This is a genomic window from Streptomyces sp. JNUCC 64, assembly GCF_054484115.1.
The window spans coordinates 4,276,120-4,302,165 of the sequence record NZ_CM137015.1 but is presented as its reverse complement, the minus strand read 5'-3'; the positions used below and the strand labels follow the sequence as shown (position 1 = coordinate 4,302,165).

Genomic DNA, 26,046 nt, shown 5'->3' with positions numbered 1-26,046 from the left:
GCGGCCCGAACCACGATGAGCAGGATGGCCAGGAGGAATCATGACCGAACGAACCGAGCGCGTGAGTTTCCGTTCCCCGGGGATGGCCTGGGACCTGGCGGGAATCCTCCACCTTCCCTCGGATTTCGACGAGAACGGCTCCTATCCGGCGGTCGTGAGCGTTCACCCGATCGGCAGCTGCAAGGAACAGACCGCCGGCAACGTGTACGCGAAGGGGCTGGCGGAGGCCGGCTACGTGGTGCTGGTCTTCGACGCCAGCTACCAGGGGGAGAGCGGCGGTCAGCCCCGTCTGGTCGAGGATCCCGCGCAGCGCGTGGAGGACATCCGCGTCGCGGTCGACCACCTCGTGACACTGCCGTACGTGGACGCCGACCGCATCGGCGGGATCGGGGTCTGCGGGGGCGGCGGCTACGTCGTCAACGCGACCATGACCGACCGCCGGATCAAGGCCGTCACCAGCATCACGGGCGTGAACTTCGGGCGCCTCAGCCGCGAGTCGTTCAGCGGCTACGACCCGATCGGCGCCCTGGAGCGGATGGCGGAGCGGCGCACCGCCGAGGCACGCGGCGGGGACGCGCGCGTCGATGACCTCCTGCCCGCCTCGGTCGGGGCCGGACGGGAGGCGGGGCTCACCGACATCGACGTGCTGGAGGCCACGGACTACTACAAGACCGACCGGGGACGGAGCGCGGGCGGCGCCACGAGCGTGATGCTGTCGCGTCACGCCGCGGCGATCGGCTGGGACGCGTTCTTCGGCGCCGAGCAGCTGCTCACCCGGCCCCTGCTGGTGGTGATCGGCGACCAGCCGGGCGGGTTCGGCGCGTACCGCGACGGCCAGGAGATCTACGGTCGCGCGGCCTCGAAGGACAAGCGGCTCCTCGTCGTGGAGGACACCTCGCACTACGACCTCTACGACCGGCCGGAGCCGACGCGCCAGGCCGTCGAGGCCGCGGCGGAGTTCTTCGGCGCCCATCTGTGAGCCCACCCCACCCGAAAATCCGTTCGACGACAGACCCGAGGACGTCATGAGCGAGAACATCAGCATCGAGACCCTGAACGGCTACGGCACCACCCTCGCCGCGGTGATCAACTTCCCGGAAGGCTTCGACGCGTCGAAGAGCTACCCGGCGATCGTCGTCTCCCACCCGGGCGGCGGCGTGAAGGAGCAGACCGCCGGCCTGTACGCGGCCAGGCTCGCCGGGCGGGGCTTCGTGACCGTCGCCTACGACGCCTCCTTCCAGGGCGCGAGCACCGGGGAGCCGCGGCAGCTGGAGAACCCCCATGTCCGCACCGAGGACGTCAGCGCCGTGGTCGACCACCTGACCACGCTCGACTACGTGGACGGCGACCGCATCGGCGCGATGGGCATCTGCGCCGGGGCCGGCTACACCGCCAACGCCGCGATCAACGACCCCCGCATCAAGGCCGTGGGCACCGTGAGCCTCGTCAACATCGGCCAGATGTTCCGCAACGGCTGGACGGGCGACGTCGCCGACGCCGACGCCGCCCCCGTGCTCGCGATGGGCGCTCAGGCCCGCACCACCGACGCCCGGGGCGAGGACAACCCCTTCCCGCTCGCACCGATGCGCGAGGAGGACGCGCCGAACGAGGAGCTGCGCCAGGCGTGGGAGTACTACCACACGCCGCGTTGCGAGCACCCGAACGCGCCGGGCTTCATGACCGCGCGCAGCCTGAGCCAGATCATCACCTACGACGCCTTCCACAAGGCCGAGGCGTTCCTCACGCAGCCGCTGCTCGTGATCGCCGGCAGCGAGGCCGGATCGAAGTGGATGAGCGACGACCTCCTCGCGCGCGCCGCGAGCCAGGACAAGACGCTCCACGTCGTCGAGGGCGCGAACCACATGGAGCTCTACGACGGCGAGAAGGAGGTCGCCGAGGCCGTCAGCGAGCTCGGCCCCTTCTTCGCCGACAAGCTCTGACCCGGGCAGTCGTCGCCGCCTCCTACCTGGAGAAGTACGCGGACAGCGAGTACTCGGTGACGATGTCGACCGAGCCGGTCCGCCGCAACACCCTGGAGGTGGTCCCCGAGGCGTGAGGCACCGGACGCGTGCGGCGGTCCGGGCGGGAATGCCGGTGTCCGGGTGCCGTCGGCAAGGAGGGCGTCCCCGGCCCGGTTGTCCCTCCCCGGCCCGGTTGTCCCTCCCGGGCCCGGTGGTCCCTCCCGGGCCCGTGGCCGGGTGGGCCGGTGCGGCCCGGTCCTACCCGACGGGCCGGGCCTCCGCGTCGGCCGATCGGTCGACCCCGGGGTCGACCGGACGGCCGGGGGACCGTGGCCGGGTGGGGAACCGGTGGGCGGGGCGTACCGGGCAGGCTGGGAGGACCACCCGACCCATCCGACTGCCCGGCCCCAGCCCACCCTTCCCCCGGCACGGTCCCCGTGCCCTCCCGTCCCGGACAGGAGCCCACGATGTCCGCGAAGTTGCCGAAGTCCGCGAAGTTCCCGAAGCCCGCGAAGCCCGCCGAGTCCCCGGCGTCAGGCCCGGTGTCGTCAGGCCCGGTGTCGTCGGGCCCGGCCCTGGTGGGCGGGGGTCTCGTCCTCGTCCTGGCCGTGCTGCTCGGCGGCTGCGCCCCCGGCGGCGCGTCCGGCTCCGCCGCCGACGGCCGCGCCCCGGAGCGGTCCTCCGGCCGGACGGCGCCCGACGGGTCCTCCGGCCGGGCGTCCGACGGTCCTGGGAGCCCGTCCGGCCCGGGGGACCCGTCCGCCCCGGGGACCCCGACCGGTCCCGCCCCGCAGGGCGTCACGCCCGGCGGGACCTTGCTGGTGGCCGACTTCGGGGCGGACACCGTCACGTTCCTGGACCCGGAGCGCGGTCCGCTCGCCTCCGTGCGGGTGGGGACCGCCCCCTACGGCATCGCGCTCGGGGCGGACGGGCGGGCCTGGGTCGCCACCGCCGAAGGGGTCGCCGTCGTCGACACCCGCACCCGGAAGAGCCTCGGCCGGATCCCGTACCGCACCGCGACCGGGCCGGTCGGCGACGGGGAGTACCGGGGCGGCGGCATGGGCCTGGCGCTCGCCCCCGACGGGCGGCGGCTGTACGTCGGCGTCAACGTGCCGGACGGGCCGGGCGTGCTGGAGGTGATCGACACCGGGCGGCGGGAGGTCGTCGGCACGGTCCCGGTCGGGCGCCGTCCCTTCGACGTGGACGTGGCACGCGACGGGTCCGAGGTGTACGCCACCAACCACGACTCGTTCGACGTCACCGCCGTCCGGACCGGCACCCTGGACGCCCGCCGCTTCGAGGTCGCGCCCTACGGCACCGAGGGCGGCCTCGGCTCCTGGCTGAAGCCGCACTACGCGGTGGTCCGCGACGACGGACGGCTGCTGCTGCCCTTCGAGGGCGAACGGCTCGCGGTGCTGGACCCCCGTACGGGGAAGGTCACCGTCGAGCGGATGACCGCCGACACCCATCAGCACGGGGCCGCGCTCACCCCCGACGGCACCCTGCTCGTCGTCGGCACCGGGCCGGTCGGCGAGGCGACCGGCGAGCCCTCGCTGACGATCCGCGACCGGGACGGCGACGAGCGGACCGTCCCGCTCGACGGCCCGCACGAGGACGTGGCCGTGTCGCGGGACGGCCGGACCGCCTACGTCACCGGGGGCTTCACCCGCGCCGGGTACTGGGACGGGATCACCGTCGTGGACCTGGAGCGGGGCACCGCCCGGCGGCTGCCCGGCGGCACCCGTCCGCTGGGCGTGGTGGTGCTGCCCTAGCCACGGGAAGACCGGGGCCGGGGGCGGAGGGCCGGGTCAGCCGCCGAGCGCCGAGTAGATCCCGGCCGCCGTGCCGAACGGGGCGAGGGTTTCGCCCGCGTCCGCGAGGATGTCGCGGATGGTGCTGGCGTACCGGCGCAGCCTGCCGGGCTTCGGCTCCTCCTCGCGGGCCTCGCGGTCCAGGTTGTCGACCGCGGTGTCGAGTTCCTCCGCGTCGCGTTCGGAGAGTTCCGCGCGGACCTCCGCGATCTCGGCGCGCAGCCGCTCGATCTGTTCGAGCAGCGTCGGGGACTCCTCCCCGGCGGCGGGGGCGGTGCCGTCGTTGACGGTGCCCGTGCCGTCGCCGACGTTGCCGATGTTCACCTTCGTCCCGTCGCCGGAGGTGACCGCGCCGACGGGGCCGTTGAAGGTGTTGCTGGTCTCTGCCATGGAGGGTGCCTCTTCTTCTCGTTCTTTCGGTGGTGCGGTTCTCGTGGGGTTTGTGGGGTCCGTGGAGTCCGTGGTCCTCGTAGGGCTGGTAGGGCTCGTGGGGTTGCTGGCTTCTTCGGGTGCGGGTGCGGGTGCGGGTCCGTGGGCGGGTGCGGGTCGGTTCAGGGGGCGGACCCCGGCCGCCGTCGGTCGCCGACCCGTTCGACGTCCACCTGGGCGCCGTCGCCGGTGACCGCGCCGACCGGGCCCCCGAACTCGTTGTGCCGCTGGTCCACCCGGCCGCCGGTGCTCTGGCTGGTGGCCGTGGTCTGGTTGATGACGGTCACCCCGGGCCGCTCGGGCGGGACCGGTCCGGCCGGGTCCGGCGGGAGGGTCGCGCGCAGCTTCGCCGCGAGGGCCGCCGGGCTGGTGACCCGGGGGGTGCGCGGCTCCCTGAGGACGTTGAACAGGATGTCTCCGACCGGGCCGTCGACCAGGACGGCCGTCCTGTCGCCGGAGGTGGAACCGTCGCTCGGCCAGGGCAGCCGCCGTTCCGTGTCGAGGAGTTGGTGGAGCAGCGCGGCGAGGGCGACCGTGTCGTGCTGGGCGGTGCGCGGGGCGCCCGGTTCGCACTGGGGGCGGTAGTAGACGGAGTCCCAGGTGGGCGGGGTCTCGCCGGGGCGGTCCGGGTCGGGGACGCCGCTGTGGCCCCAGCCCGCGATCCGCACCCCGTCGTCGTGGAGCGCCAGGTGGTCGGGGTGGATGTCGCCGTGCGGGACGCCCCAGCGGCGGTGGACCTCGTCCAGCACGTCGCAGACGTCCGCGATCCAGCGGACGGCGGCCTCGGCGGGCACCGGCTCGTCGGGGTTGAGGTAGCGGTCGAGGGTGCGGCCCTCGACGTCCTGCTGGAGGAGCCAGTCGCCGCAGGCCCGCCAGCGCCCGGGCAGCGCGGGCAGCGCGGTGGTGGGCGCGAACCGTTCGACGGTGGCCCGGGGGTCGCCCTCGGCGAGGAGGGTCGCCCGGTACTTGCGGCCCGAGCCGTCGCGGACCCGCCAGACGGGGCGGTCGTCCCGGGTGGACCGGGCGGTGACCTGGAGCCCCTCGCGCTCCAGCGGCGCCGTCTGCGGGTCGGCCTCGGGGCCCTGGACGCGCCCGTTGTCGAACCAGCGCTCCACGATCGGGTTGACCCAGGCCAGGGTGGACCCCTCCTCGCGGCGCAGTAGCCCCAGGTCGACGTAGTCGGCCAGCTCCTCGCACTTGGCCTCGCTCCAGCCCGCCTTGACGTCGCCCTCGTCGCGGGAGTCCATCAGCCGGTCGGCGACCTCGAACAGCAGCGGCGGGATCTTCTCGGCCGCGTCGTACTGGTCGAGCAGCCCGGTGACGGCGCCCTCGCCGCCGACCACCGCGCGCACCGCCTCCTTCACCAGCGGGGGGTCCACCACCCGCCGCCCCCGCTCCTCCAGCAGCTTCGCCAGGGTCTCGCCGATCAGGTGCAGATGGTAGGGATGGCCGAGGGTGGCCTCGTAGACGGCGATGGCGGCCCGGTCGAGCACCTCGACGGCGAACCCGTCCCGGTCGTCGTGGAAGCCCTGGTGGACGACCTGCATCGCGTGCAGGGCCTCCAGCAGTCCGATGGGCAGCGGATCGGAGACGTCGGTGCCGATGAGGGTGCCCTCCAGCAGCGTCTGGAGCTGGGCGTAGGTGCACGAGCCGCTGAACAGCAGGGCGATCTCACCGCGTTGGACGAGGTCCCGCAGCACCCCCATGACCTGCCGTTTGACCTCGGGGGCGGTCTCGTAGCCGCGCAGCAGCTCCTGGCACTCGTCGATGATGACGAGCGGCTTGACCACCTCGTCGGGCCACACCGACCGGCGCACCCGCTCCCACCAGTCGGCGAACGCCGTGACCAGGGCGGGGGATCCGTCCCACCGGGCGGTGGCCGGTTCCCGTTCCGGGTAGAAGCGCCCGAGCTGGAGCTTCGCGTCGTCGGCGATCGACGGCAGGATGTCACGCACCGGATGGGCCGCCGACTGTCCGCTGACCAGCAGCGGGAACAGCCGGGGCACCGGCCAGTCGGCGGGCGGGAGCAGCGAGCCGGTGGTGGGGTTGTGCAGCCGCCGCAGGTCCTCGATCAGGGACGTCTTGCCCGCCCGCCGGGAGCCGGTGATCAGCTGCGGGCTGACGGGCGCCTCCGTCGCGTAGGCGAACGTCCGCCGGATCTGGGCCTTCTCCCGCTGGCGGCCCACGAACATCTCCTTGCCGGTGCGGGCCCTCGGGGTGAACCGCCGCCGGACCGCGTCCCGCCGGGCCAGGGACTCCACCGGCACCTCGTAGCGCACCGGCCCGGACCACTCCTGGTCGGGGAACCGCCACCGCAGGGTCAGGGCGACCGGGTCCCCGGTGGCCGGGGCGGCGGCCCCGGCGATCACCAGCGAGCCGCGCTGGGAGTCCTCCGCCGACAGGTCGTCGCCCTCCCAGCCGTACGCGGCGCCGCCCTCCCCGGATGCGGTGACGGCGGCGGCCAGCGGCGGCTGCTGCCCGGTGCGCAGTTCGAACACCGCCTCGACGGGCCCGTCCCCGATCCGGGTGGCCCGCAGCTCCGCCAGGACCGGGGCGCCCTGCCGGAGCCGCTGCTTGGCGGTGCGCTGCCAGTGGGCCCGCAGCGCCCGCTGGACGGCGGACACGCACTCCCCGTACGGGGAGCGGCGCAGCAGCAGGTCCTCGGCGAGCGGGTCGCTCTCGGCGAGGGCGGCGGCGGTCTCGGCGATCAGTCCGGTGACGGGTCCGGCGGGCGCGTCCGGCGCGTCCGGCGTGTCCGTCGGCCCCGCCGTCCTCGGCGTATCCGTCGTGTTCGGCGTGCTCGGTCTGTTCGACGGGTCCTGGACGTCCGTGGTGCCCCGGGGGTCCGGCGCGCGCCGGGCGTCCGTCGTGTCCGAGGCGGTGGGGCCGGTGGCACCCAGGCCGTTGGCACCCGGGGCGGTGGCACCCAGGGCGGCGGGACCCGAGCCGTTGGCGTCCGGGCCGGTCGCGTTCGCGCGGGTGCCGCCCGGGTGGGCGGTGGCGAGGATCAGCCGGGCCTGACGGTCCCAGCCGGTGGCGAGCCGGGCCACCACCGCGCCCGCCAACGGGTCCACCCCGGCGGCGAGTTCGGCCATGAACCGGGCCACCCGGTCGGGCAGTCCGGCGTCGGGCGGGGCGGTGGCGATCTCCTCGGCGAGGGCGACGACGGCCCGGGGCGGCGGCGGCTGGGTGCCGGTCTCGCCCTTGCGGGCGAGCAGCGCGCGGGCGGCCCCCGCCGGGTCGGGGTGGCCGTGCCGGGCGCACAGCCGCTCCAGCGGGGCGGTCACCTCCGCGATGCCCGCCCCGTAGTCGAGGGCCTCCCAGAGCCGGACGAGGGCCGCGCCGACCCGGTCGGCGTCCGCGTACACGTCGAACAGGTGCAGTCGCCGGGCGACCAGTTCGCGGCGCTGCTCGGGGGTGCGGGAGTTGCCGCTGTGGTGGCTGGTGCGGCGCAGGAACGACAGCAGCCGCACCGGCTCGGCGGCGAGGTGCGCGGCGATCCGGTCGATCTGCGCGGGCGCCAGCACCGGCGCCCCGCTGGTGTTGAGGACCTCCGGGTAGTCGACCGCGAGCGCCTCGTCCACCAGCCGCTCCGGGGTCGGGGTCCGCTCCCCGGCCAGCCGGTAGGCGGTGATCGCCCGGTCGGTCAGCTCCGGCCGGCCGCCCCGGTCGGCGAGGACCGCGGCGACCGCCGCCGCCCGCATCCCCGGCGGGCCGGGCCGCAGCCTGCCGTACTCCAGCAGCAGTTCGGCGGCGGCGGCGGGGCGGTCGCAGGTCTCGGCCCCGGCCCGCAGCCCGGCCTGCGCCCAGACGTCGGCCTCGCCGCGCCACCAGCGGGGCGCGGCGGTCAGCAGGGCGTCCGCCTCGTCGTAGCGGGCGCGGGCGTGGGCGAGCTGGACCAGGATCTCCAGCCGCACCTGCGGGGTGCCCGCCATGTCGGACAGCCCGCGGATCTCGTCGTCGACCTCCTCCTGCTCGGCGGCGCTCAGCCCGGGCAGCTCGTGCAGCCGGATCAGGCACATCGCGGCGGCGTTGGCGATGCCGACGTGCCAGGGGCGTCCGGAGACCAGGGCACGGGCGTGGGTGGCCGCCGCCTCCCAGTCCTCGGCCTCGGCGGCGGCGAGCATCTCCTCGGCGTCGGCGAGGAGTTCGGGGGGCGCGACCCGTTCCGCGAGGCGGGCCTTCTTGCCCTCGCGCAGGGCGGTGCGCAGCGCGGTGCGGTGCGGGGCGGGCCGGTAGCGGGTGAGCGCGTACTGGTCGAGGAAGTCGATGGTGCTGCCGTAGGCGGTGGCCAGCAGTGCGACGGCCCGGGCGCGCGGGGTGGAGGCGTCGATCCACACCGGTCCGGGCGCGGCCTGGACGGCCTTCTTCGCCTGCCGTCCCTGCGGGTCGAGGAGGTAGGCGGCCTCGGCGCAGCTGGGGTTGCGGGCCAGGGTCTGCTGGGCGTAGCGGGCCCGGCCGTCGGTGTCCTGGAGCTCGTGGCTGGCCTTGGCGAGGGTCAGGTACAGCTCGAAGCCGGACTCGGGGCGCAGATGCCGCAGCAGGGTGTCCCGCAGCTCGCGGACCCGGCCGACCTTGTGGGCGATCCGCACGGCGGGGCCGAGGAGTTCGGGGTGGGCGGCGCTGTCGTCGATCCAGCGGGCGAGCAGCTCCCACGCCTCGGCGGTCAGCTGCGCGGTCTCCAGCACCATCACCAGGGCGGCGACGGTGGCCGGGTCGGGGGTCTGGAGGGTGAACAGCTCCCGGACGGTGGCCGCGTGCCGGTCCTGTCCGGCCCGGTCCAGCCGGACGGCCTTGCGCACCGCGTCGGCGGCGAGCCGGAAGTGGTGGGTGCTGGGCTCGTTGCGGCACTGGGCGACCAGCCGGGCGGCGGTGGACTCCGCCTCGGTGATCAGCGGGGCGGCGCGCGGCGGGTGCGGGGCGGCGACCGGGGCGGCGGTGTGCGCGGGGATCCGTCGGGGCGCCGTCGCGGGCCGTAGCGCGGGGCGCGGCACGGGACGGCCGACCACCTCGAACAGCGGGGTCAGTTCCCGCAGTTGCTGCGCGGTGAACGGGCGGCTGCTGACCCGGGCGTGATAGCCGAAGGTGTCGGCGGCGGCCCGCAGCCGTCCGGTCGCCGCGTAGGCGCAGCCGAGGTTCCAGGCGGCGCCCGCGGTGAGCCACATGTCGTCGGCGTAGGCGCTGTGCAGCCGCAGCGCGTCCTCGGGGCGCCCGGCGATGACCATCTGGCCGAGGGCGTTGCCGAGGGCGACGGGGTGCGCCCGCACCGCGTCGATCCACAGGTCCACCAGGTCGCCCTGGCCGGCGGTGACCGGCGGGTGCTGGGCCCGCCAGATCCCGACGAGGGACGCCTCCGGCTCCACGATCCGCACCAGGTGCGGCTGGATCTCGTGGCGGTCGGCGCGGACCGCGGTGCCCGTGTCCTCCCGCACCGGGGGGCAGGCCGGGTTCAGCTCCTCCAGGATGCCGCCCGCCCGCGCGGCCCGGTCGCGCAGGTGCAGTACGCGGGGCAGCCGCTCCGGGGAGATCCACAGCACACAGCTCTGGAGGACCTCGACGGCCTCGTCCCAGTACCGGTTGTCCATCAGCCAGGTCGCCAGGTCGCGGGCCGCGTAGTCGTCGCGGGCGTCCATGACGGCCTTGATGACCAGGTTGAGGGTGCCCGGCGGCGGCACGCTGAGCCGCATGCCCCGCAGATGGGCGATGACGGTCGTCAGGTCGTGGCCGGGGCGGGGGGCGCCGGAGCGGGCCTCGTCCAGCAGCTCCGGGAGCCGTCCGTCGAGCAGGGCCCGGGCGACTCCGGGCCGCCCGTGGTCCGTCGTCCGGCCGCCGGTCCCGTAGCCGGAGCTGTAGCCGGTTCCGTAGCCGGAGCCGTAGCCAGCGGTCCCGTAGCCGCCGGTTCCGGGGCCGGTGGGGGCGCCGGGGCCGCCACGGCCGGGGGGCGGGGCGGTGAGGGCGGCGGGGGAGAGCCCGGAGGCCCGCTCCAGGCGTTCCTCCAGCGGCTGGGTCCAGTGCGGTCCGGCGCCCTTGGCCCGGGCCCGGGCGAGTTCGGCGCGGGCCACGTCCAGGTCGGTGCAGCGGCGGTCGAGGGCGACCCGGGCGAGTTCCACGTGGTGGCGCCAGCTGAGTTCGCCCCGGGCGGCGGCGATCCGCTCCACGGTGGCGCGGGCGGCGGCCAGGTCGCCCCGCTCCCGGTGCACGCGCATCAGCAGGTACGCGGCCGGGGCGGAGGGGTTGGCGGTGAGGAGTTCGTCCAGCAGCCGGACGGCGTCGTCCGTGTTGCCGCCGTCGTGGAGTTCCTTGGCGCGGGCGGCGAGCGCGGGTTCGTCCACGGGGGTGGCGGATCCGTCCGCCGCGCCCTCCGCCCCGCTCGGCGGGCCGGGCGCGGCGGCCCTGGGCAGCGGGGAGGGCTCGCCGTGCCGGGCGCAGTAGACGTCGAGGGCGGCCCGCTGGGCGGGGTCGGCGGTGCCGGGCAGGATCCGGGCGAAGACCCGCAGCGACTCCAGCGCGGCGGGGTCGTCCCCGACGGCCGCGTAGGCGCAGGCGACGTTCCACACGGCGGCGGCCCGGTAGTACTGGGCGTGCGCGTGCCGCCGGTACAGCTCCAGCCCCGCGCCCGGGTCCCCGGCCCGTACGTACCAGCCGACCGCCCGCCCCAGCGCGACCGGCGAGCCCTCGTCGACGGCCCGCGCGAAGTGCGCGGCGGCGGCCTCCGGCGAACCGTCCCCGACGGCGTCGGCGGGCGGGTCCTCCAGCAGCGGGACGAGGACGAGCTCCTCGTACGGGACCGGGGCGGGCACCGGGGGCGGTGGGGTCACCGGGGGCGGTGGGGCTGAGGGGGGTGTCGGGGGTGTCGGGGGTGTCGGGGGTGACGGGTCCGGGGTCGATGGGTCCGATGGGGCTGACGAGGCCGACGGGTCTGACGGATCCGGGTCCGGGTCCGGGCCTGGTGGGACTGACGGGTCCGATGAGGCCGACGGGTCTGACGGGGGTGACGGGGGTGACGGGGGTGACGGATCCGGGTCCGAGTCCGAGTCCGGGTCCGGTGGGGCTGACAGGTCCGACGAGGCTGACGGGTCTGACGGGGCCTCTGAGGTGGTGGCCGCCGGGACGGGCGGGTGGCCGAGGGCGAACACCGCGTCGGCGCCCGGGTCGTCGCCGCGTCCGCGCAGCTCCTCGGCCAGTTCCTGCCACAGCCGCCAGCGGTGGGCGTCGCCGATGGTGGCCCGCAGGGTGTCGCCGCTGCCCGGCGAGGTGCGGTCGAGCAGGGCGGCGGCGACCAGGACCGGGTCCCGGGGGGTGAGGGTGCCGGGGGGTACGGGGGCGGGGTCCGCGAGCGCGGGGTGCGCGGGGGCGAGGGCCGTCGCCGGTTCCGTCGCTGGGGCGGGCCGTTCCCCGGCGCCTTCCGGGGCGGTCGCGTGGACGTGCCCGGGGGCGTACCCGGAGGTGGCGGGGGCCGGTTCGGCGGTGGGACCGGTGCGGTCGTCGGGTGCGGGGGCGGAGTCCGGTGCGGAGGGGGTGGCGTCCGGCGCGGGTGCCGGTTCCGGTACGGAGGCGGTGGGGTACGGCGCGGGCGCCGGTTGCGGGGTCAGGGCCTGTTCGACGACGTCGAGGTACCGCTCGGCGGTGTGGAGGTCTCCCCCGGCGGCGTACATCGCGGCGGTGCGGACGTGCAGCCGCAGCAGCCCGTTCCCGTCCGGGCCGTTCCCCTCCGGGCCGCTTCCGGTGGGGCCGTCGCCGCTGGTCCCTCCGGTCCTGCCAGTGCCCCTGGCCCCCTCGGCACCACTGGCCGTGCTGGTCCCGTCAGCCCTGCCAGCCCCGCTGGCCCCACCAGCCGTGCCGTCACCGCTGACCCCACCGGTCCCGCTGGCCCCCTCGGTCCCGCCGCGTCCGCCGTCGCCGTCGGGGGCTCCGCCAGGGATCCCGTCGCGGTCCAGGCCACCCGGCCCGTCCGCGCCGAGCGCGCGTTCCGCGTTCCGCAGCCGTCGGACGACCGTCAGCCGCCGGTGCTCCTCGGCGAGCCGTTCGGCGGCGGCCTCCGCGCGGGGGACGTCCCCGTCGTCCAGCGCGTCGTCCACGGCGTCCCGCAGCGGTGCGAGCGCCCCGGCGTCGGACGGGTCCGCGCCGTCCGTCAGCCCGGCCGCCCAGGCGCGGAGTTCGTCCAGCGGGGCCAGGTGCGGGCGGAGTTCCCCGTCGGTCAGGCCCCAGTCGCGGACGGCGGCGGCGACCCGGTGCGCGAACCGGGGGCCGGTGTGGTCGAGGGCGGCCCGGGCCAGCGCGACGAGGACCGGCGTCCCGTCGTCGGTGTACGGGGCGTCCGGGTCGGGGCCCGGTTGGAAAGCCGCCGCCGCGACGGGCGCGAGGAGGCCGTCGAAGCCGTCGGCCGTGGTGAGCGGCTGGGGCGCCGGGTCCTCGCCGTCGGTGGCGCCGGTCCACAGCAGGGCCGCGCGCCGCAGCAGCGCGGCGAGGGCGGGGCCGTCCGGGGCGGCGGCGGAGCGGGCGGCCCGGACCAGCCGGGTGACGAGGCCGCCGTCCCCGTACGGGTCGCCGCCGGGCGGTGGGGCGGCGGGGGCGCCGCCCGCCCGCAGCGCGCGGCGGCGCAGGGCGAGGACGGCGGGGACGGCCAGCGCGCTCAGTGCCCCGGGCGGGAAGCGGGGGTCGTCCGGGGCGGATGCGTCGCCCGCCGTTCCCGGCCCGCCGGGACCGTCCGGCTCGTCAGGACCGTCCGGGGCGTCGGGGCCGTCCGGCTCATCGAGGTCCGGCTCGTCGGGACCGTCCGGGAGCCCCGGTCCGTCGTCCGGGTCATGGTCCGGCTCGCGGTCCGGAACGCCGTCAGGGACGTCAACGTGGCCCGGAGAGTCGTCCGGGACGTCGTCGTGGAGGAGGAAGGCGGACAGGGCGCGGCCCGTGTCCCGGATGTCTTCGCCAGACCAGCTGAGCAACCCGAACCCCCGCGCGCCGAACGCCGTGTCCGTGCCGATTCTATCCGGCACGGCCGAATACTGACCGCTCGTCACGAGCGCTACGGCGTACGCGGATCGTCCTCGTCACGCGCGTTCAGACGCGGGCGCGCGCCGGTCGGTTGCGGGGGCGCGCGTCTACTCTTCCCGCGCGCCGGGCGTTCACGCCCCACTACGCTCGGTACCGGACCGGTTTCTAGGAGCGTACGACGCGGGGCGCCCGGACGGACGGCCGGAGAACAGGGGCACACATGGGCGGCAAACAGATCCCGGTTCCGGAGGACCACCGCCGCGCGGCCTTCGGGCGCTGCGTCGACAAGGGCCTCCGGATCCTCAGGCGCCGCAAGGCCGTCACCGCCGGTCCGATGGAGGAGCGGTTGCGGGCCAGGGCGTCGGCGGAGTACGACCGGATCAACCAAGCGGTCGACACGCTGTGGTTCGACTACACCATGGAGCTGGCGCGGCAGTACAACGCGGAGTTCTGGGCGGTGGCCGCCCGGGCCACGGTGGCCAGCTGGCTCCTTCCCGAACACCGTGCCGCGCGGCGTCAGGCCGTGCTCGCCGAGCGGGCCTTCGTGCGGTGGGAGGAGGCCCTGCTGAGCGAGGGCGTCCTGCCGTTCCTCTCCGAGGCGGCCCGCGAGGAGGAGCGCCTGAGCAGGTACGGCGACGGACCCGTGGACCGCGACCCGGTGGACCGACCGGGTTCCGGCCCCGCTCACGGAGCCGCCGACACCCACGCCGACCAGGACGTGGACGACTCGGACACCGACGCGGACGCGGACACCGGCAAGGGACAGGGTCCCCCCGGGGACGTCATCCCACCCGACCCCGACCCACCGGTCACCCCGGTGCCGAAGAAGCCGAAGCCGGGCGGCGAACCCGACGTCCCGTTCGGTTCCGCCGTCACCGAGCCGCGTTCCCGGCCCGACCCGCCCGAGCCCGGCGGGGTCCCCGGACGACCGGTCCCCGACGACCCCCGCCGACTGCTCGTGGAACTGGTCGAACAGGCCCCGCCCGACACGGACGTCCCCCTCCACGTCCAACTGGTCCGGGACGGCGGTCCGGGCGTGCCGGGCAAGCCACTGCGTCCCTTCCCCGTGCCCCGGCAAGGGGGCACCCGGGTGCTGGTCACCGTGCACGCCCCGGGCCTCCTCGCGCTCGGCGACCTCCAGCAGGAGGTGACGGTCCGGCCGGGGGAGGACTCCGACGTGCTCACCTTCGGGCTGCGCACCACCGGACCCGGCCCCCGGACGGTGACCGTCCGGGCCTTCCACCGGGGCGCGTTCCTCGGTGAGGTCCGCGTCGAACTGTCGGTGGGGACGGGGACGCCCGCGCGCGGCGGACCGCCCCGGACGGCGGCGGCCCTCGCGGCGGCTCCCGAGGGCCCGGGCGAGGTCACCCTCCAGGTGCTGCGCGGCGTGGACGGGGCGTACACCTTCCAGCTCATCGGGGAGACCTTGTACGCCCCGGAGTCGTTGTCGTTCCGGACGCACGGCGGCGACCCCCGGCTGATCTCCGAACGGGTGTACCAGGAGCTGCGGCAGGCGGCGGCCGACGCCGGGCCGGGCGGGGCGGACGGCGCGGCGGCCACCCGGCGGCTGCGCAACCTCGGGGTGGAGCTGTGGGCCTCGGCGGTGCCGGAGGCGGTGCGCCGCCAGTTCTGGACGGAGGCGGACCGGATCTCCTCGGTGAACGTCCTCGGCGAACACGACCTCGTCCCCTGGGAGTTGCTGTACCCGCTGGACAGCTCCTCGGAGGGTCCGGGGTTCCTCGCCGAGTGGCTGCCGGTGACCCGGCAGACCTTCGGACAGCGCCGGACCGACGTCCTGGACCTGCCCCGGGCCGCGTTCGTGGTGCCGCCGCAGTCGCCGCCGGACGCGGCCCTGGAGGTCGAGGCGGTGCGGCGGTTGTTCGCCGGGGGCGCGAACGGCCCGGCGGTCCTCACCGACGGCTCGGCGGTCACCGCCTTGATGGAGGGCGGCTACCGCGGGCTGCTGCACTTCGTGTGCCACAACTCCTTCACCACTGAACGGGGTTCGGTGGTGAAGATGGCCGACGGGCCGTTCGACCCGGTGGATCTGGCGTATGTGAGCGGGTCGGGGGCGCTGCGCGAATCCGGTCCGCTGGTGTTCTTCAACGCCTGCCGAAGCGCTGGGGAGATCGACTGGTTCGGGGGCACCCTCGGCTGGGCGCCGCAGTTCCTGCGGGCGGGCGCGGGCGGCTTCGTGGGCACCCTGTGGCCGGTCCGCTCGGACACCGCCCATGACTTCGCCCGCGCCTTCTACACCGAACTCCTGACGAACCGGGCCACGCTGGGCGCCGCCTCGCTGGCGGCCCGCCGCGCGGTGCGGCGCGGGGACGGCGACCCGACCTGGCTCGCCTACGCGGTGTACGGCAGCCCGCACGCCCGCGCGACCGTCCCGGCACCGCCGTCCGCCGCGTCGCCACCGCCGCCCGTCCCGGGCCCGTCCGTCCCGGGTGCGCCTGTCCCGGGTGCGCCCACGCCGGGCCCGCCCGTCTAGGGACCGCCTCCCCCGGGAACGTCCGCCCCGGACCCCGTGATGTTCCCGGAGGAGTGACCGCGACGCCGCGCACCCGCCCGACCTCGGGGGTACGGCGGGACAGGAACCCACCCGGGCGGTACGCGGACGCACCCGTACGCACCCGTACGCACGGGAACGGACGGGGCCGGACGGGGACGGCGCCCGGGAACGTCACCCCGCCGCCGCAGCCCGTCACCCGACCCCGGCCGCCCCGACCGCCGCGTCAGGAGTCAGCGAACCGCCCCCGGCGAACGCCGCCGCGAAGACCGTCGCGCCCAGGGTCCGCCGGGCGCGGTCGGCGATCCGGTCCACGTCCCCGCGTTCGGCGCGGGCCAGCGGCGCCCCGGTGGCGGCACGGGCCGCCGCCGCGCTGCCGAGCAGCAGCGCGGCCCCCGCCGGATTGGTCTCCGCGACCGCGCCCGCCAGCCCCTCCAGGGCGAGGGCGACCGCCCTGGGGTCCCCGGTGGTCAGCGCCACCCGGTGTCCCTCGCGCTGGAGGGCCAGCGCCTCCCGGAGGTCCCCGCGCAGCTCCGCGACGAAGCCCAGTTCCGCGAGGACCAGCGCGTTGGCGCCCTCCAGCCCGACCTCGCGGTGCCAGTCCAGGACCTTCCGCAGCTGCCACTCGGCCTCGTCCAGGCTCCCCTCCCGGCGGGCACCGAGACCGAGCCCCAGCCGGGCGTTGGCCTCCCCGGCGCGGAAGTCCAGCGCGGCGGCCTCCCGCAGCGCCTCCCCGTGCCGGGCCCGGGCGGCGGCGAAGTCACCGGTGAGCAGGGCGATCCGGCCGAGTCCGGCGAGCAGATCGGCGGCGAGCGTGGAGAGTCCGAAGCGGCGGGCGGTGACGAGCGCCTCCTCCAGCACCGCGCGGGCCCCCGCGTGGTCCCCGTGGATCTCCGCGACGGAGGCCCGCGCGTACACCGACCACAGCGCCCCGCAGTCGTCACCGAGCGCGGTGAAGAGCCCGGCCCCGCGCTCGGCGTCGGCGCGGGCCCCGTCGAGGTCCCCGCGCAGCAGCCGCTGGGCGGACCGGTCGCTGAGCGCGGCGGCCTCGCCCCAGCGGTCGCCGAGCGCCCGGAAACCGTCCAGGGCGGGCCCGGTGAGCGCCTCGGCGGCGGCGAGGTCGCCCGTCCCGGCGAGCCCGTGTCCCAGGAACCACCGCGCCCAGACCCCGTCCGGACCGCCCGGGCCGTCCCGACCGCTCGGGTCGCCAGGGCGAAACCGGGGGCCGAGGCGGCGGCGCGGGCCGCGAACAGCTCCACCCCGCCCGCCGCGTCCAGCGGCGGCACCTGCCAGAGCGTCTCGGGGGCCAGCGCCAGCGACTCCCGGCTGGTGGCGAGGACCACCAGGCCGGGGGCGCGCCGCAGCAGCGCCTCCACCAGCGAGGCCGTCTCGTCCACCACGTGTTCGCAGTTGTCGAGGACGAGCAGGACGCGGGTGCCGCGCAGCGCGGCGGCCAGCTTGTCGACGGGTCCGCTGGGCGCCTGGGCGCCCCACACCCCGTCGTCGCGGAGCCCGAGGGCGGCGGCCACCGCGTCGGCGGGGTCGCCGTCCCGGGCGAGTTCCACCAGCCAGACGCCGTCGGGGAAGGCGGCGCGGGCCCGGTCGGCGACGGCCAGCGCCAGCCGGGTCTTGCCCACCCCGCCGGGCCCGGTGAGGGTGACCAGCCGCCGCCCGGACAGCAGCTCCGCGACCTCGGCGACCGCCCCGTCCCGTCCGACGAGTTCCCCGGGCGGTGCGAACAGATTGGTGCGCGGGGCGGTGGCGGCGCGGGCGAACGGCGGCGCGGGGACGGCGGGACGGGCGCTCAGCGCGGGGTCGCTGAGCCCGGGATCGCTCGGCCCGGGATCGCTCGGCCCGGGGTCGCTCAGCGCCGGGTCCTGGCGCAGCACCGCGCCGTGCAGGGCGACGAGTCCGGGCGACGGATCGACCCCGAGGTCGTCCGCGAGCCGGTGCCGCAGCCGTTCGTAGACGGCGAGCGCCTCGCCCTGGCGGCCCGACCGGTACAGGGCCCGCACCAGGACGCCGACGAGCCGTTCGCGCGTCGGGTGCTCAGCGGCCAGCGGGGCGAGTTCGGCGGCCAGCGCGAGGTGGTCGCCCGCCGCCAGCCGGGCCGCCGCCCGTTCCTCGACGGCGGTGAGCCGCTCCTCCTCCAGCCGCTGGACGGCGGTCCGGGCGAACGGTTCCTCCGCGACGTCGGCGAAGGCGGGCCCCCGCCAGGTTCCGAGGGCGTCCCCGAGCAGCGCGGCGCGGGCGTCCGGGTCGGCCACCCGTCGGGCCCGCCCCACGAGCGCCCGGAACCGGTCCGCGTCCACCGTCCCGTCCTCCAGCACCAGTTGGTACCCGGGAGCGCGGGCGGCCAGCAGCTCCCGCCCACCGGGCCGCGCCTCGTCCAGCGCCCGGCGCAACTGCGACACCTTGGCCTGGAGGGCGCGCCGGGGGTTGCCGGGCGGTTCCTCGCCCCACAGGTCGTCGATCAGCCGGAACGCGGCGACGGGCCGCCCCGGCTCGACCAGCCGGGCGGCGAGCAGCGAACCCAGCAGCGTCCGCACCTTCCGCTCCGGCACGGGCACGACCCGCCCGTCCGGCGCCCGCACCAGAACCTCGCCCAGCACCTCGAAACGTACGGGGCCGGGGTCGGGGTCGGCGCCCCCGGCCGGGTCGGTGCCCATGGCTGGTTCGGCGCCCACGGCCGGGGCGGTGCCCGGGGGCGGGTCGGTGCTCATGGCCGGTTCGGTACCTGCGGCCGGGTCGGCGGTCATGGCCGGTTCGGTGCCCGGGGGCGCGTGGGTGCCCACGGCTTGGTCGGCGCCCGGGTCGGCGTGGGTGCCCATGGTGTGGTCGGCGCCCGGATCAGCGCGGGTACCCACGGGACGGTCGGTGCCGTCCGTCCCCCTCACCCCGGCCCTGTCCCCGCCCCTGCCCCCGTCTCCGTTCCCGTTTCCGTTCCCGTCGCCCCGATGGTCGTGGCCCCCGCGCACGTTCAGCCCCCGCTCGCCGTGTCGTCACCCACCGCCCTTCGCGGACGGCGTCCCCCACGGCACCTTGTCACACGGGAGGTTGGCGACGATGGCGCATTTCCGCCGCCGCTCCCGGGCCACGGGGGTCACCCGGCGATCTGGTCCGCTTCCGAGTGCGCCCCCGACTGGGACCCCGGCCGCTCGCCCTCGGTCTCTTCCTCCCTCTTGCGTACCGTGGCGGCGTGGCGAACGAAGACCTGGGGCGGACGCTGCGCCGCCTGCGCCGTCTGGGATCCCTGACGCAGGAGGAGCTGGCCGAGCGGGCCGGGGTGTCGGTCGATGTGATCAGACAGCTGGAGCAGGGGCGGAAGCACTCGGCCCGGCTGCCCACACTGCACGCGCTGGCGGGCGGCCTCGGGGTGGAGCTGACCACGCTCCTGGGGGACCCGCCCGCCGTCGCCGCCGGAGGGGAGAGCGACGGACCGCGTTTCGTGGCGGTGCGCCGTGCCGTCATGCCCGTGCTGGGGGCGCCCGAGCCGGAGCCCCCGGGGCCCGGTTTCTCCCTGGACGGACTGCGCGAGCGGATCGCGGAGGGCTGGACCCGCTACCACGCGGCCGAGTTCGACGCGGTGATGGCGGCCCTGCCGGAGGTGATCGCGGACGCGCGGACGGCGACCGCGTCGACCGGGGACGAGCGGGAAGCGGGGTTTGCCGTCCTGGCCAAGGCACTCCAGCTCGCCGGGCACCTCGCCGTGCGGATGGGGAAGACGGACCTCGCCCTGATCGCCCTGGAGCGGGCGATGGACGCGGCGGGACGGTCCGCCGATCCGCTGCTGCCGTCGATGGTCGTCAACTCGACGGCGTGGACCTACCAGCGGCAGGGCCGGGTGACGGACGCCCTGGACATCGCGCTCCGCGCCGCCGACGGTCTGACGGAGGCGGGCCGCACCGACACCGCCGACGGGTTGAAGGTGTGGGGCGCGCTGACCATGAGCGCGGCCACCTCCGCCGCGCGCGGCGGCGACTACGAGCGCGCGGCGGCGATGATGGCGACGGCGGATCGGGAGGCGGCCCGGGTGGTGAAGCTGCCCGACCGGGGCGACGACCGCATGGTCAGCGTCTTCAGCCCGTCGTCCGTCCGCATCGAACGCGTCCGGCTCGCCGTCCAGTACGGACATCCCGAAGACGCCCTGGCCCTGGCGAAGGGGATGCGACTGAGCAAGGACACCCCGCCGTCCTGGCGGACGTGGCTCCTGCTCGACGTGGCCCGCGCCCACACGGACACCGGGGACGCGGCCGGGGCGGTGAAGGCCCTGGAGTCACTGCGCCGGGTGGCACCGACCTGGATACGGCACCACACCCTGGCCGTGGCGATCGTCCGGGACCTCCGGGCCCTTCCCCACCAGCCGCCGGGGCTGAAGCAGTTGGCGGATTTCCTGAGCGTCGACGCTTGAGCGGACGTCCCGTCCCCGGGGCTCCGTACCCCCGCCGCTCACGGACCGCGAACAGGACGTCCCTCGGGCAGCGAAGAGCCCCACCCGCTCTCCGCTTCCGGAGGCGGGTGGGGCTCCCGTGGTCTTGCGCGGCCTACAGCTCCGCGTGCTTGACGCCCGCCACGAACGCGACGAACGCCGAAGCCGGAACGGCCAACGCCGGGCCGCTCGGGTCCTTGGAATCACGGACGGGGACCACGCCCTGCGAAGCCGCGAGGTTGACGGCGACCTCTACACACTGGCCACCATTCTCACTGTAGGAGGACGTGACCCACCGAAGGGGACGGTGGTTGGTCTTGGCCATCAGATGCCCTTTCGTAGGCGGGCGGGGCTCCCGTCGTCTTGTGGGTTCTACAGCTCCGCGTGCTTGACGCCCGTCACGAACGCGGCGAACGCCGAGGCCGGAACGGCCAGCGCCGGACCACTCAGGTACTTGGAATCACGGACGGGGACCACACCCTGCGAAGCCGCGAGGTTGACGGCGACCTCTACGCACTGGCCACCGTTGTTGCTGTAGGAGGACTTGTACCAGCGGGGGGATTCGGTCGTCACGGGTTTCCCTTTCGCAACTGTTGGATCATGGCCACAGACGCTGCCTGCGGAAGCGCTTCGGCCTGCAACTGATGGTATGCCGCCAACATGGGCAGTACGAACGTGCTTTCGCGTTCGAGATGGCCTCGCTGGGTGGATTCGGCGTACGACATGACCGTACGGTCCGACATGGTCAGCACGGTGATCGGGTAGTCGAAGGGGCGACGAACGCCCATGGAGAACGGAGCAACCTGAAGGATGGTGTTCGGCAGCTCCGCGAATTCGATCAGCCTGAGCAGCTGAGCGTCCATGACGTCCGGGTCTCCCACGGGCCGCAGCAGGCAACTCTCGTCCAGCACGATGAAGATCAGGGGCGGATGCCGCCGCACGAGCGCCGCCTGCCGTTCCGCGACGAGCGCCACTCGCTCGTCCGCCTGTTCCTGGGTGATCGCCCCTCGCTTGACAGCACTATCAGCGAGCGCCTTGGCGTAGTCGGGCGTTTGCAGCAGCCCCGGGATCACCCCCACGTCGTACAGACGCACCTCGGTCGCCCGCGCCTCATAGGTGGTGTACTCCGGGAAGCCCTCCAGCAGAGAGCCCTTCCGGAGTTCGCTCCAGGCGTTTTCGAAGGAGTTCGTGGTTCCTTCGAGTCCGAAAGCGGTGTCCAGTCTCCTCGCCACGCGACGGGTCGGCGGTTTGCGGCCGGTTTCGACGGCTGAAACGTGCTGACCGGAGTAGCCGATCAGTTCGCCCAGCTCCTCCTGGGTCCACCCGCGCGCCTCACGCGTACTGCGGACGCGGGCCCCGTAGGCCGCCTCCGGACTGGCTTCGGGGTTCAGCTCTTTCCGATTCACGGAACGAGAACCCTCCTTCCTTCGAATCTGCCACGTTGAAGGGAACCGGACTCTAGGCCACCCTCAGTGCTCCCAGTAGTGATTTCACTACGGAGAGGAGTGGCCATGGTGGGTGAGACCGTAGCGCCTCAGGAGCTGCCGTCAGACCAACTCCGCGTGAATGACCTCGCGTTCGACATCCGCAGAGGGGTCGTCGGTGTGGTCATGGACATCACCTGGGGCCCGGTCTACCTCCGTCCGCCCGGCGGCGGCGTCGAGTGGTGCGCCCGCCGTGAGGACGTCCGTCCCGCGACGGTCACCGACCGACTCCGCCCCGCGCTGAACGAGTTGAACCTACGGAGCAGTCGAGGAGGCGTATAGCCATGAGCGGACGGTTTCGTCACATCGAGTGGAGCCTGCGACGGTTGGACTTCTGGGGGGCGAGGGCGTGCGCACAGTGCGTTTCGGGCTCCCCCCAGTGCGGGGCGGTTCCGCCGCCGGGGCCTGAGTCCCGTACCGACGAGGGTGCGATGCGGTGGGTGGAGTCCCACTTCCGGGAGACCGGTCACCGCCGGTTCGACCGGACCCTGTTCGAGACGGTCCAGTGGGATCCGCCCGACGAGGTCGACCCGCGCGCCCTTCCCGGGGTGACCACGTGATCGGGCGGCGTCTCAGCGGGAGGGGCGGCCGTACCCGTGGGGCCCCGGCGGTGCTGGACGATCCCGTCCCCCTGTACGTCGCGGGGGTCACCGAACAGCCCGCTTACCGTGCGCTGGTGTTCGCGGAGGGGCCCGTCGTGGGCACCGCGCGGCGTGGGCGGGCGGTGCTCGGGGCGTTTGCCAGTCCGTATCCGGGGCGGGTGCTGCGGTGGCTGCGGGGTCAGGCGTTGCGGATCGCGGACGGTCTGGACCCGGACCCGTCCGCATGGATGAACCCGCAGGTCCTGTTCCCGGACCCGGACGCGCACCCCGGGGACGTCCCCGCCACCCTCCGCGACTGGGCACTGAGGGACGGCGTCCGGAACGAGGCCCGCCGCCGACTCCTCGCCGGGGAACCGTTCGCGTTCCTCAGCTCCGACCACTCCGGGGCGTACGCCCTGACCGCGTGGCCGCTCCACTCCGGCCGCCACCACCCGGCAGGCGGGGAGACATGACCGGCATCCGGCCCCCGACCGGCGCCCCGCACGATCCGACGAACCGCGCGGCACGCCGGACGTGTTGGAGAAGCGACCCGGTGCCGCCCGCTGGACCTCCCCCTGCCCCGCTGTCCTGTCGCCCGGCAGGGGAAGCCCCACTCACAGCAAACCCGCAACCTTGACACAGTGAGAAGGAAGGCCCATGACGCTGATCAACGAACCACCCCCGCCACGAAGGGCGTTCGCGGGGATCGCCTCGCTGGAGCTGGAGATCACCGGGAAATGCCAACTCGCCTGCTCGCACTGCCTGACGGAGTCCAGCCCGCAGGCCAAGCACGGCGCGATGACGTCCGGGGACTGGCACCAGGTGATCGAGGACGCGGCGACGCTCGGTATCCCGCACGTTCAGCTCATCGGGGGTGAGCCGACGACCCACCCGCAGTGGCGGGAGTTCGCGGAACTCGCCCTGTCGCTGGGGCTGTCGGTGGAGGTGTACAGCAACCTGTTCCACGTCCGGAACGAGTGGTGGGACCTGTTCACCCACCCCCGGGTTTCCGTAGCGACCAGCTACTACAGCGACCAGGCCGAGCAGCACGAATACATCACCAACCGCCCCGGCAGCCACGACCGCACCCGCAGCAACATCCGGGAAGCCGTCCGCCGGGGAGTACGGCTCCGGGCCGGAATGGTCGAGATCTTCCCCGGACAGCGCGTCCGTCATGGGCACATCGACCTTCAGGGCATGGGCGTCAAGCGGATCACCACGGACCGGGCCCGCGCGGTAGGCCGCCAACGACTCCCGGGACAGACACCGACGCTGGACGAGATGTGCGGCCGGTGCACCCGTGGACGCGCCGCCGTCCTCCCGAACGGAAACCTCGCCGGGTGCGTACTCGCCCGCGACTTCCCGGCGGGCAACGTCCGGCAGACCCCGCTCGCGGAACTCCTCGGCGGGGACGCGTGGGCCACACTCGCCGCGAGCATCCCGGCCCGTGACACGGGGTGCGCCCCTGACTGCAACCCCGGAAAGGACGGCAGCGACTGCGCGCCCGCCGAACAGGACGCGTGTCTGCCGAAGTACCCCGTGGCGGAAGGCTGAGCACGTGAACTGGGAGACACGGGCGGGTGCCCTCGCGGCGCGGGTGACGGATCCCGACTCGCGGTGGCGTTCCCCGGTGGCGGGAGTGCCCCGTCACGCGTTGGTGCCCCGCTGGTGGGAACGCGTGGACGGACGTTGGACGTTACGGGACGGTGCCGACGACCCCGGCGCCTGGGCGGACGCCGCCTACGCGGACACCTCGCTGGTGACCCGGGTGGGCTCGCTCCACGCCGACCACGCCACCCACGACGACCACCCCGAAGGCGCCCCCACGTCGTCCGCCACACTGCCCAGCCTGGTCGTGGCCATGCTGCGGCACGGACGGATCGGGGACGGGCTGGACCTCCTGGACCTGGGCACCGGCGCGGGCGGTCTCACCGCGTACGCGTGCGCCCGGCTCGGGTCACGGCACGTGACGAGCCTGGACGTCGACCCCTATCTGACCGCCGTCGCGGCGGACCGGCTCGCCCGGCTCGGGATACGGCCGACGTTCCTCACCTCCGACGCCACCGAGGAGGTCCCGGGCTCGTACGACCGGATCGTCGCGACCGTCGGCATGCCTCCCGGCCCCGGACTCCGCCCCGTGCTGGGCGCGCTCCGCGAAGGCGGACGCCTGGTGACCGCCCTCGCCCGGACGACCCTGATCCTCACCGGCTGGAAGCAGCCGGACGGAGAGGTGGTCGGGAGGGTCGAACGGGACTGGGCGGGTTTCATGCTCACCCGCTCCGGCGACGACTACCCTCCCGCGCTCACCGTACTGTCCGCCCTCGCCCGGAACGCCGACGGGGACGACGTCAGCACCGGACGGTATCCCGTCGTGAACGTGGCGGAGGCGTGGGAACTCCGTTCCATGCTCGAAGTGGTGGCGCCGGACGTCGAATCCGGATACGAGACCAGTGGCCGCACGCGCACCGTCTGCCTGACCCACCCGGACGGTTCGTGGGCACGGGCGACAGCCGATTGGACCGATCCACCGGAGGTCCACCAGAGTGGACCCCAGCGGTTGTGGGACACGGTGGAACGCATCCGTACCTGGCAACTCGCCGAAGGCGCGCTGCCCTTGTACGGCGCGACGGCCCGCGTCACCCCGGACGGAGTGGTCCACCTGTCCCGGGGCCGCTGGCGCGCCTCCCTCGGGCAATCGACCGTGTGAGCGACGAAGGGCGCTCCGGCCGGGGCACGCGGGGGCGTGGCTAGCGGGTGGTCCGGCCGCCCTCTCCCGGCTGGTCGTCCCCGGCGGACCCGGTCACGAACGACCCCTTGCCCCACTCCGTGTAGATGACGCCCTGCTCCCGGAGTTCCCGCACCGCGCGACGGGCGGTCATGGGGGCCACTCCATGAGCGGCGGACAGTTCGGCGTCCGAAGGGATGCGGTCACCCGGCCCGTACGTCCCCGCCTCGATTTCGGCGAGCAGCGCGTCCCGCACCCGCATGTACGGGGCGCGCGGGGCACGGGGGTCGGGGGTCTCAGGCATGGCGCGAGCCTAGACAGCCGACCGGCATCCCGCGACTTATAGGAGTAGAGAACTTAGAAGAGATAGAGAACTTAGAGGTGTTGGTCTATCGTCATCCGGGACACACACGCAAAGCGCCCCGACAGACCGTTGCAGCGGTCCACCGGGGCTCCGCCAAGACAGCTTTTGGGAGCTGACTGACGTATGCGCGATCGTATCGCCCGTGCTCTCGTATGGGTGCTCGCCCGTCTGCCCTTGACGCGCCGGACCCGTCCCGGCCGCCATTCCCTCGACCACTTCGCCCGGTCCACGGCTACGGCCACGCCCCGGCCCGCGTCCGCCGCCGCCCCCGCCCCCGCCGCCGGGGCGGAGCCCGCGCCGGATCCGGACGTGTGGCGTCGTCCCTGGACCGGTCCCAGTTCGGCGGAGGCGCTGGAGGTCTTCCGGGCGGAGGAGGCCCGGTACCTGTCCGTCGAGCAACGGGAACGGTTCTACGCGACGGCGTTCGCGGAGCGCGGTTACGACTATCCGTACGTCGCGCGGGGCGTCCACCAGGTTCGGCCCCGGACGGCGGGGACGCCGGAGGGGATGGCGGCATGACCCGCGACGCCCTCGTCAGCGGACCGCCCGCCCAGTCCGGCGCCCACTGCTGCGTCTGCGGATGCTGGACCACCGCGCCCGTCGTCATCGGCTACGGCGGCACCAGCAGAACCGGCGCCGTCACCCACCGGGTCTGCCCCCGCCACATCGGCGGAGGAGCGTGCACCGTGGACCACGCCCCCGCGCGTTAGCGCTCCGGAACGGAAACGGAACCCCGCCCGGCCGAGTGCCGGGCGGGGTTCC

At 75.1% G+C, this 26,046-nt stretch carries 19 protein-coding genes; 11 read left to right on the top strand and 8 right to left on the bottom strand.

Features of this window, described 5'->3' with window-relative positions; genetic code table 11:
- Positions 1-40: 40 nt before the first annotated feature.
- From ACVWNX_RS17720 to ACVWNX_RS17710, 3 genes are all read left to right on the top strand, one after another.
- Positions 41-979: an alpha/beta hydrolase gene (locus ACVWNX_RS17720; RefSeq protein WP_454408114.1), complete on the top strand. Its 939-nt coding sequence runs from the start codon at positions 41-43 to the stop codon at positions 977-979.
- Between the two features lie 46 nt (positions 980-1,025).
- Positions 1,026-1,940: an alpha/beta hydrolase gene (locus tag ACVWNX_RS17715; RefSeq protein WP_454408112.1), complete on the top strand. Its 915-nt coding sequence runs from the start codon at positions 1,026-1,028 to the stop codon at positions 1,938-1,940.
- Positions 1,941-2,428: 488 nt separating this feature from the next.
- Entirely contained in the window at positions 2,429-3,733 is a 1,305-nt protein-coding gene (locus ACVWNX_RS17710) for a YncE family protein (protein WP_454408110.1), read from the top strand.
- Positions 3,734-3,769: 36 nt separating this feature from the next.
- Here ACVWNX_RS17710 and ACVWNX_RS17705 read toward each other — a convergent pair whose 3' ends face one another.
- Positions 3,770-4,162, bottom strand: a complete 393-nt coding sequence (locus ACVWNX_RS17705; protein WP_454408108.1) for a hypothetical protein — start codon at positions 4,160-4,162, stop codon at positions 3,770-3,772.
- Between the two features lie 161 nt (positions 4,163-4,323).
- Positions 4,324-13,194: a tetratricopeptide repeat protein gene (locus ACVWNX_RS17700; protein WP_454408106.1), complete on the bottom strand. Its 8,871-nt coding sequence runs from the start codon at positions 13,192-13,194 to the stop codon at positions 4,324-4,326.
- 218 nt (positions 13,195-13,412) lie between these two features.
- Between ACVWNX_RS17700 and ACVWNX_RS17695 the strand changes: the two genes are divergently transcribed.
- Positions 13,413-15,683, top strand: coding sequence for a CHAT domain-containing protein (locus ACVWNX_RS17695; protein WP_454408104.1), 2,271 nt, complete (start codon positions 13,413-13,415; stop codon positions 15,681-15,683).
- A gap of 213 nt (positions 15,684-15,896) precedes the next feature.
- Here the strand turns inward: ACVWNX_RS17695 and ACVWNX_RS17690 are convergent, their stop codons facing one another.
- Both ACVWNX_RS17690 and ACVWNX_RS17685 read right to left on the bottom strand, forming a co-directional pair.
- Positions 15,897-16,181, bottom strand: coding sequence for a hypothetical protein (locus tag ACVWNX_RS17690; RefSeq protein ID WP_454408103.1), 285 nt, complete (start codon positions 16,179-16,181; stop codon positions 15,897-15,899).
- Complete coding sequence (locus tag ACVWNX_RS17685; protein ID WP_454408102.1) at positions 16,172-18,568, bottom strand: AfsR/SARP family transcriptional regulator; 2,397 nt, start codon at positions 18,566-18,568, stop codon at positions 16,172-16,174. Before ACVWNX_RS17685 ends, ACVWNX_RS17690 begins: the two co-directional genes overlap by 10 nt.
- 332 nt (positions 18,569-18,900) lie before the next feature.
- Between ACVWNX_RS17685 and ACVWNX_RS17680 the strand changes: the two genes are divergently transcribed.
- Complete coding sequence (locus ACVWNX_RS17680; RefSeq protein ID WP_454408100.1) at positions 18,901-20,112, top strand: helix-turn-helix domain-containing protein; 1,212 nt, start codon at positions 18,901-18,903, stop codon at positions 20,110-20,112.
- A 133-nt stretch (positions 20,113-20,245) separates the two neighbouring features.
- Here the strand turns inward: ACVWNX_RS17680 and ACVWNX_RS17675 are convergent, their stop codons facing one another.
- From ACVWNX_RS17675 to ACVWNX_RS17665, 3 genes are read right to left on the bottom strand one after another with little or no spacing between them, the layout of a single operon-like run.
- On the bottom strand, positions 20,246-20,455 hold the full coding sequence (locus tag ACVWNX_RS17675; RefSeq protein WP_454408099.1) for a DUF397 domain-containing protein: 210 nt from the start codon (positions 20,453-20,455) through the stop codon (positions 20,246-20,248).
- A gap of 47 nt (positions 20,456-20,502) precedes the next feature.
- Positions 20,503-20,703, bottom strand: coding sequence for a DUF397 domain-containing protein (locus ACVWNX_RS17670; RefSeq protein WP_454408098.1), 201 nt, complete (start codon positions 20,701-20,703; stop codon positions 20,503-20,505).
- Complete coding sequence (locus tag ACVWNX_RS17665; RefSeq protein ID WP_454408096.1) at positions 20,700-21,536, bottom strand: helix-turn-helix domain-containing protein; 837 nt, start codon at positions 21,534-21,536, stop codon at positions 20,700-20,702. Before ACVWNX_RS17665 ends, ACVWNX_RS17670 begins: the two co-directional genes overlap by 4 nt.
- Before the next feature lie 156 nt (positions 21,537-21,692).
- Here ACVWNX_RS17665 and ACVWNX_RS17660 point away from each other — a divergent pair, with 156 nt between their 5' ends.
- From ACVWNX_RS17660 to ACVWNX_RS17645, 4 genes are all read left to right on the top strand, one after another.
- Entirely contained in the window at positions 21,693-21,896 is a 204-nt protein-coding gene (locus ACVWNX_RS17660) for a hypothetical protein (RefSeq protein ID WP_454408095.1), read from the top strand.
- Positions 21,897-22,224: 328 nt separating this feature from the next.
- Positions 22,225-22,668, top strand: a complete 444-nt coding sequence (locus ACVWNX_RS17655) for a hypothetical protein (protein WP_454408093.1) — start codon at positions 22,225-22,227, stop codon at positions 22,666-22,668.
- A 184-nt stretch (positions 22,669-22,852) separates the two neighbouring features.
- The gene (locus ACVWNX_RS17650; RefSeq protein WP_454408091.1) at positions 22,853-23,749 is read left to right on the top strand and encodes a radical SAM protein; all 897 of its coding nucleotides are present in this window, start codon (positions 22,853-22,855) and stop codon (positions 23,747-23,749) included.
- A gap of 4 nt (positions 23,750-23,753) precedes the next feature.
- A complete protein-coding gene (locus tag ACVWNX_RS17645; RefSeq protein ID WP_454408090.1) occupies positions 23,754-24,902 on the top strand; it encodes a methyltransferase domain-containing protein in 1,149 nt (382 codons plus the stop codon).
- A 40-nt stretch (positions 24,903-24,942) separates the two neighbouring features.
- On the opposite strand, the gene ACVWNX_RS17640 is transcribed toward ACVWNX_RS17645, so the two are convergent.
- Positions 24,943-25,224: a GntR family transcriptional regulator gene (locus ACVWNX_RS17640; RefSeq protein ID WP_454408088.1), complete on the bottom strand. Its 282-nt coding sequence runs from the start codon at positions 25,222-25,224 to the stop codon at positions 24,943-24,945.
- Between the two features lie 183 nt (positions 25,225-25,407).
- On the opposite strand from ACVWNX_RS17640, the gene ACVWNX_RS17635 reads away from it, so the two are divergent.
- Together ACVWNX_RS17635 and ACVWNX_RS17630 are read left to right on the top strand one after the other, a co-directional pair.
- On the top strand, positions 25,408-25,803 hold the full coding sequence (locus ACVWNX_RS17635; protein WP_454408087.1) for a hypothetical protein: 396 nt from the start codon (positions 25,408-25,410) through the stop codon (positions 25,801-25,803).
- Positions 25,800-25,994, top strand: a complete 195-nt coding sequence (locus ACVWNX_RS17630) for a hypothetical protein (RefSeq protein WP_454408085.1) — start codon at positions 25,800-25,802, stop codon at positions 25,992-25,994. The genes ACVWNX_RS17635 and ACVWNX_RS17630 overlap by 4 nt, the downstream gene beginning before the upstream one ends.
- Positions 25,995-26,046 lie beyond the last annotated feature (52 nt).

Excerpts from the sequence above, each read along its gene's own strand:
- ACVWNX_RS17710 (WP_454408110.1), top strand. The coding sequence starts at position 2,429 with ATGTCCGCGAAGTTGCCGAAGTCCGCGAAGTTCCCGAAGCCCGCGAAG.
- ACVWNX_RS17675 (WP_454408099.1), bottom strand. The coding sequence starts at position 20,455 with ATGGCCAAGACCAACCACCGTCCCCTTCGGTGGGTCACGTCCTCCTAC.
- ACVWNX_RS17635 (WP_454408087.1), top strand. The coding sequence starts at position 25,408 with ATGCGCGATCGTATCGCCCGTGCTCTCGTATGGGTGCTCGCCCGTCTG.
- ACVWNX_RS17695 (WP_454408104.1), top strand. The coding sequence starts at position 13,413 with ATGGGCGGCAAACAGATCCCGGTTCCGGAGGACCACCGCCGCGCGGCC.
- ACVWNX_RS17720 (WP_454408114.1), top strand. The coding sequence starts at position 41 with ATGACCGAACGAACCGAGCGCGTGAGTTTCCGTTCCCCGGGGATGGCC.
- ACVWNX_RS17705 (WP_454408108.1), bottom strand. The coding sequence starts at position 4,162 with ATGGCAGAGACCAGCAACACCTTCAACGGCCCCGTCGGCGCGGTCACC.
- ACVWNX_RS17640 (WP_454408088.1), bottom strand. The coding sequence starts at position 25,224 with ATGCCTGAGACCCCCGACCCCCGTGCCCCGCGCGCCCCGTACATGCGG.
- ACVWNX_RS17650 (WP_454408091.1), top strand. The coding sequence starts at position 22,853 with ATGACGCTGATCAACGAACCACCCCCGCCACGAAGGGCGTTCGCGGGG.
- ACVWNX_RS17715 (WP_454408112.1), top strand. The coding sequence starts at position 1,026 with ATGAGCGAGAACATCAGCATCGAGACCCTGAACGGCTACGGCACCACC.
- ACVWNX_RS17630 (WP_454408085.1), top strand. The coding sequence starts at position 25,800 with ATGACCCGCGACGCCCTCGTCAGCGGACCGCCCGCCCAGTCCGGCGCC.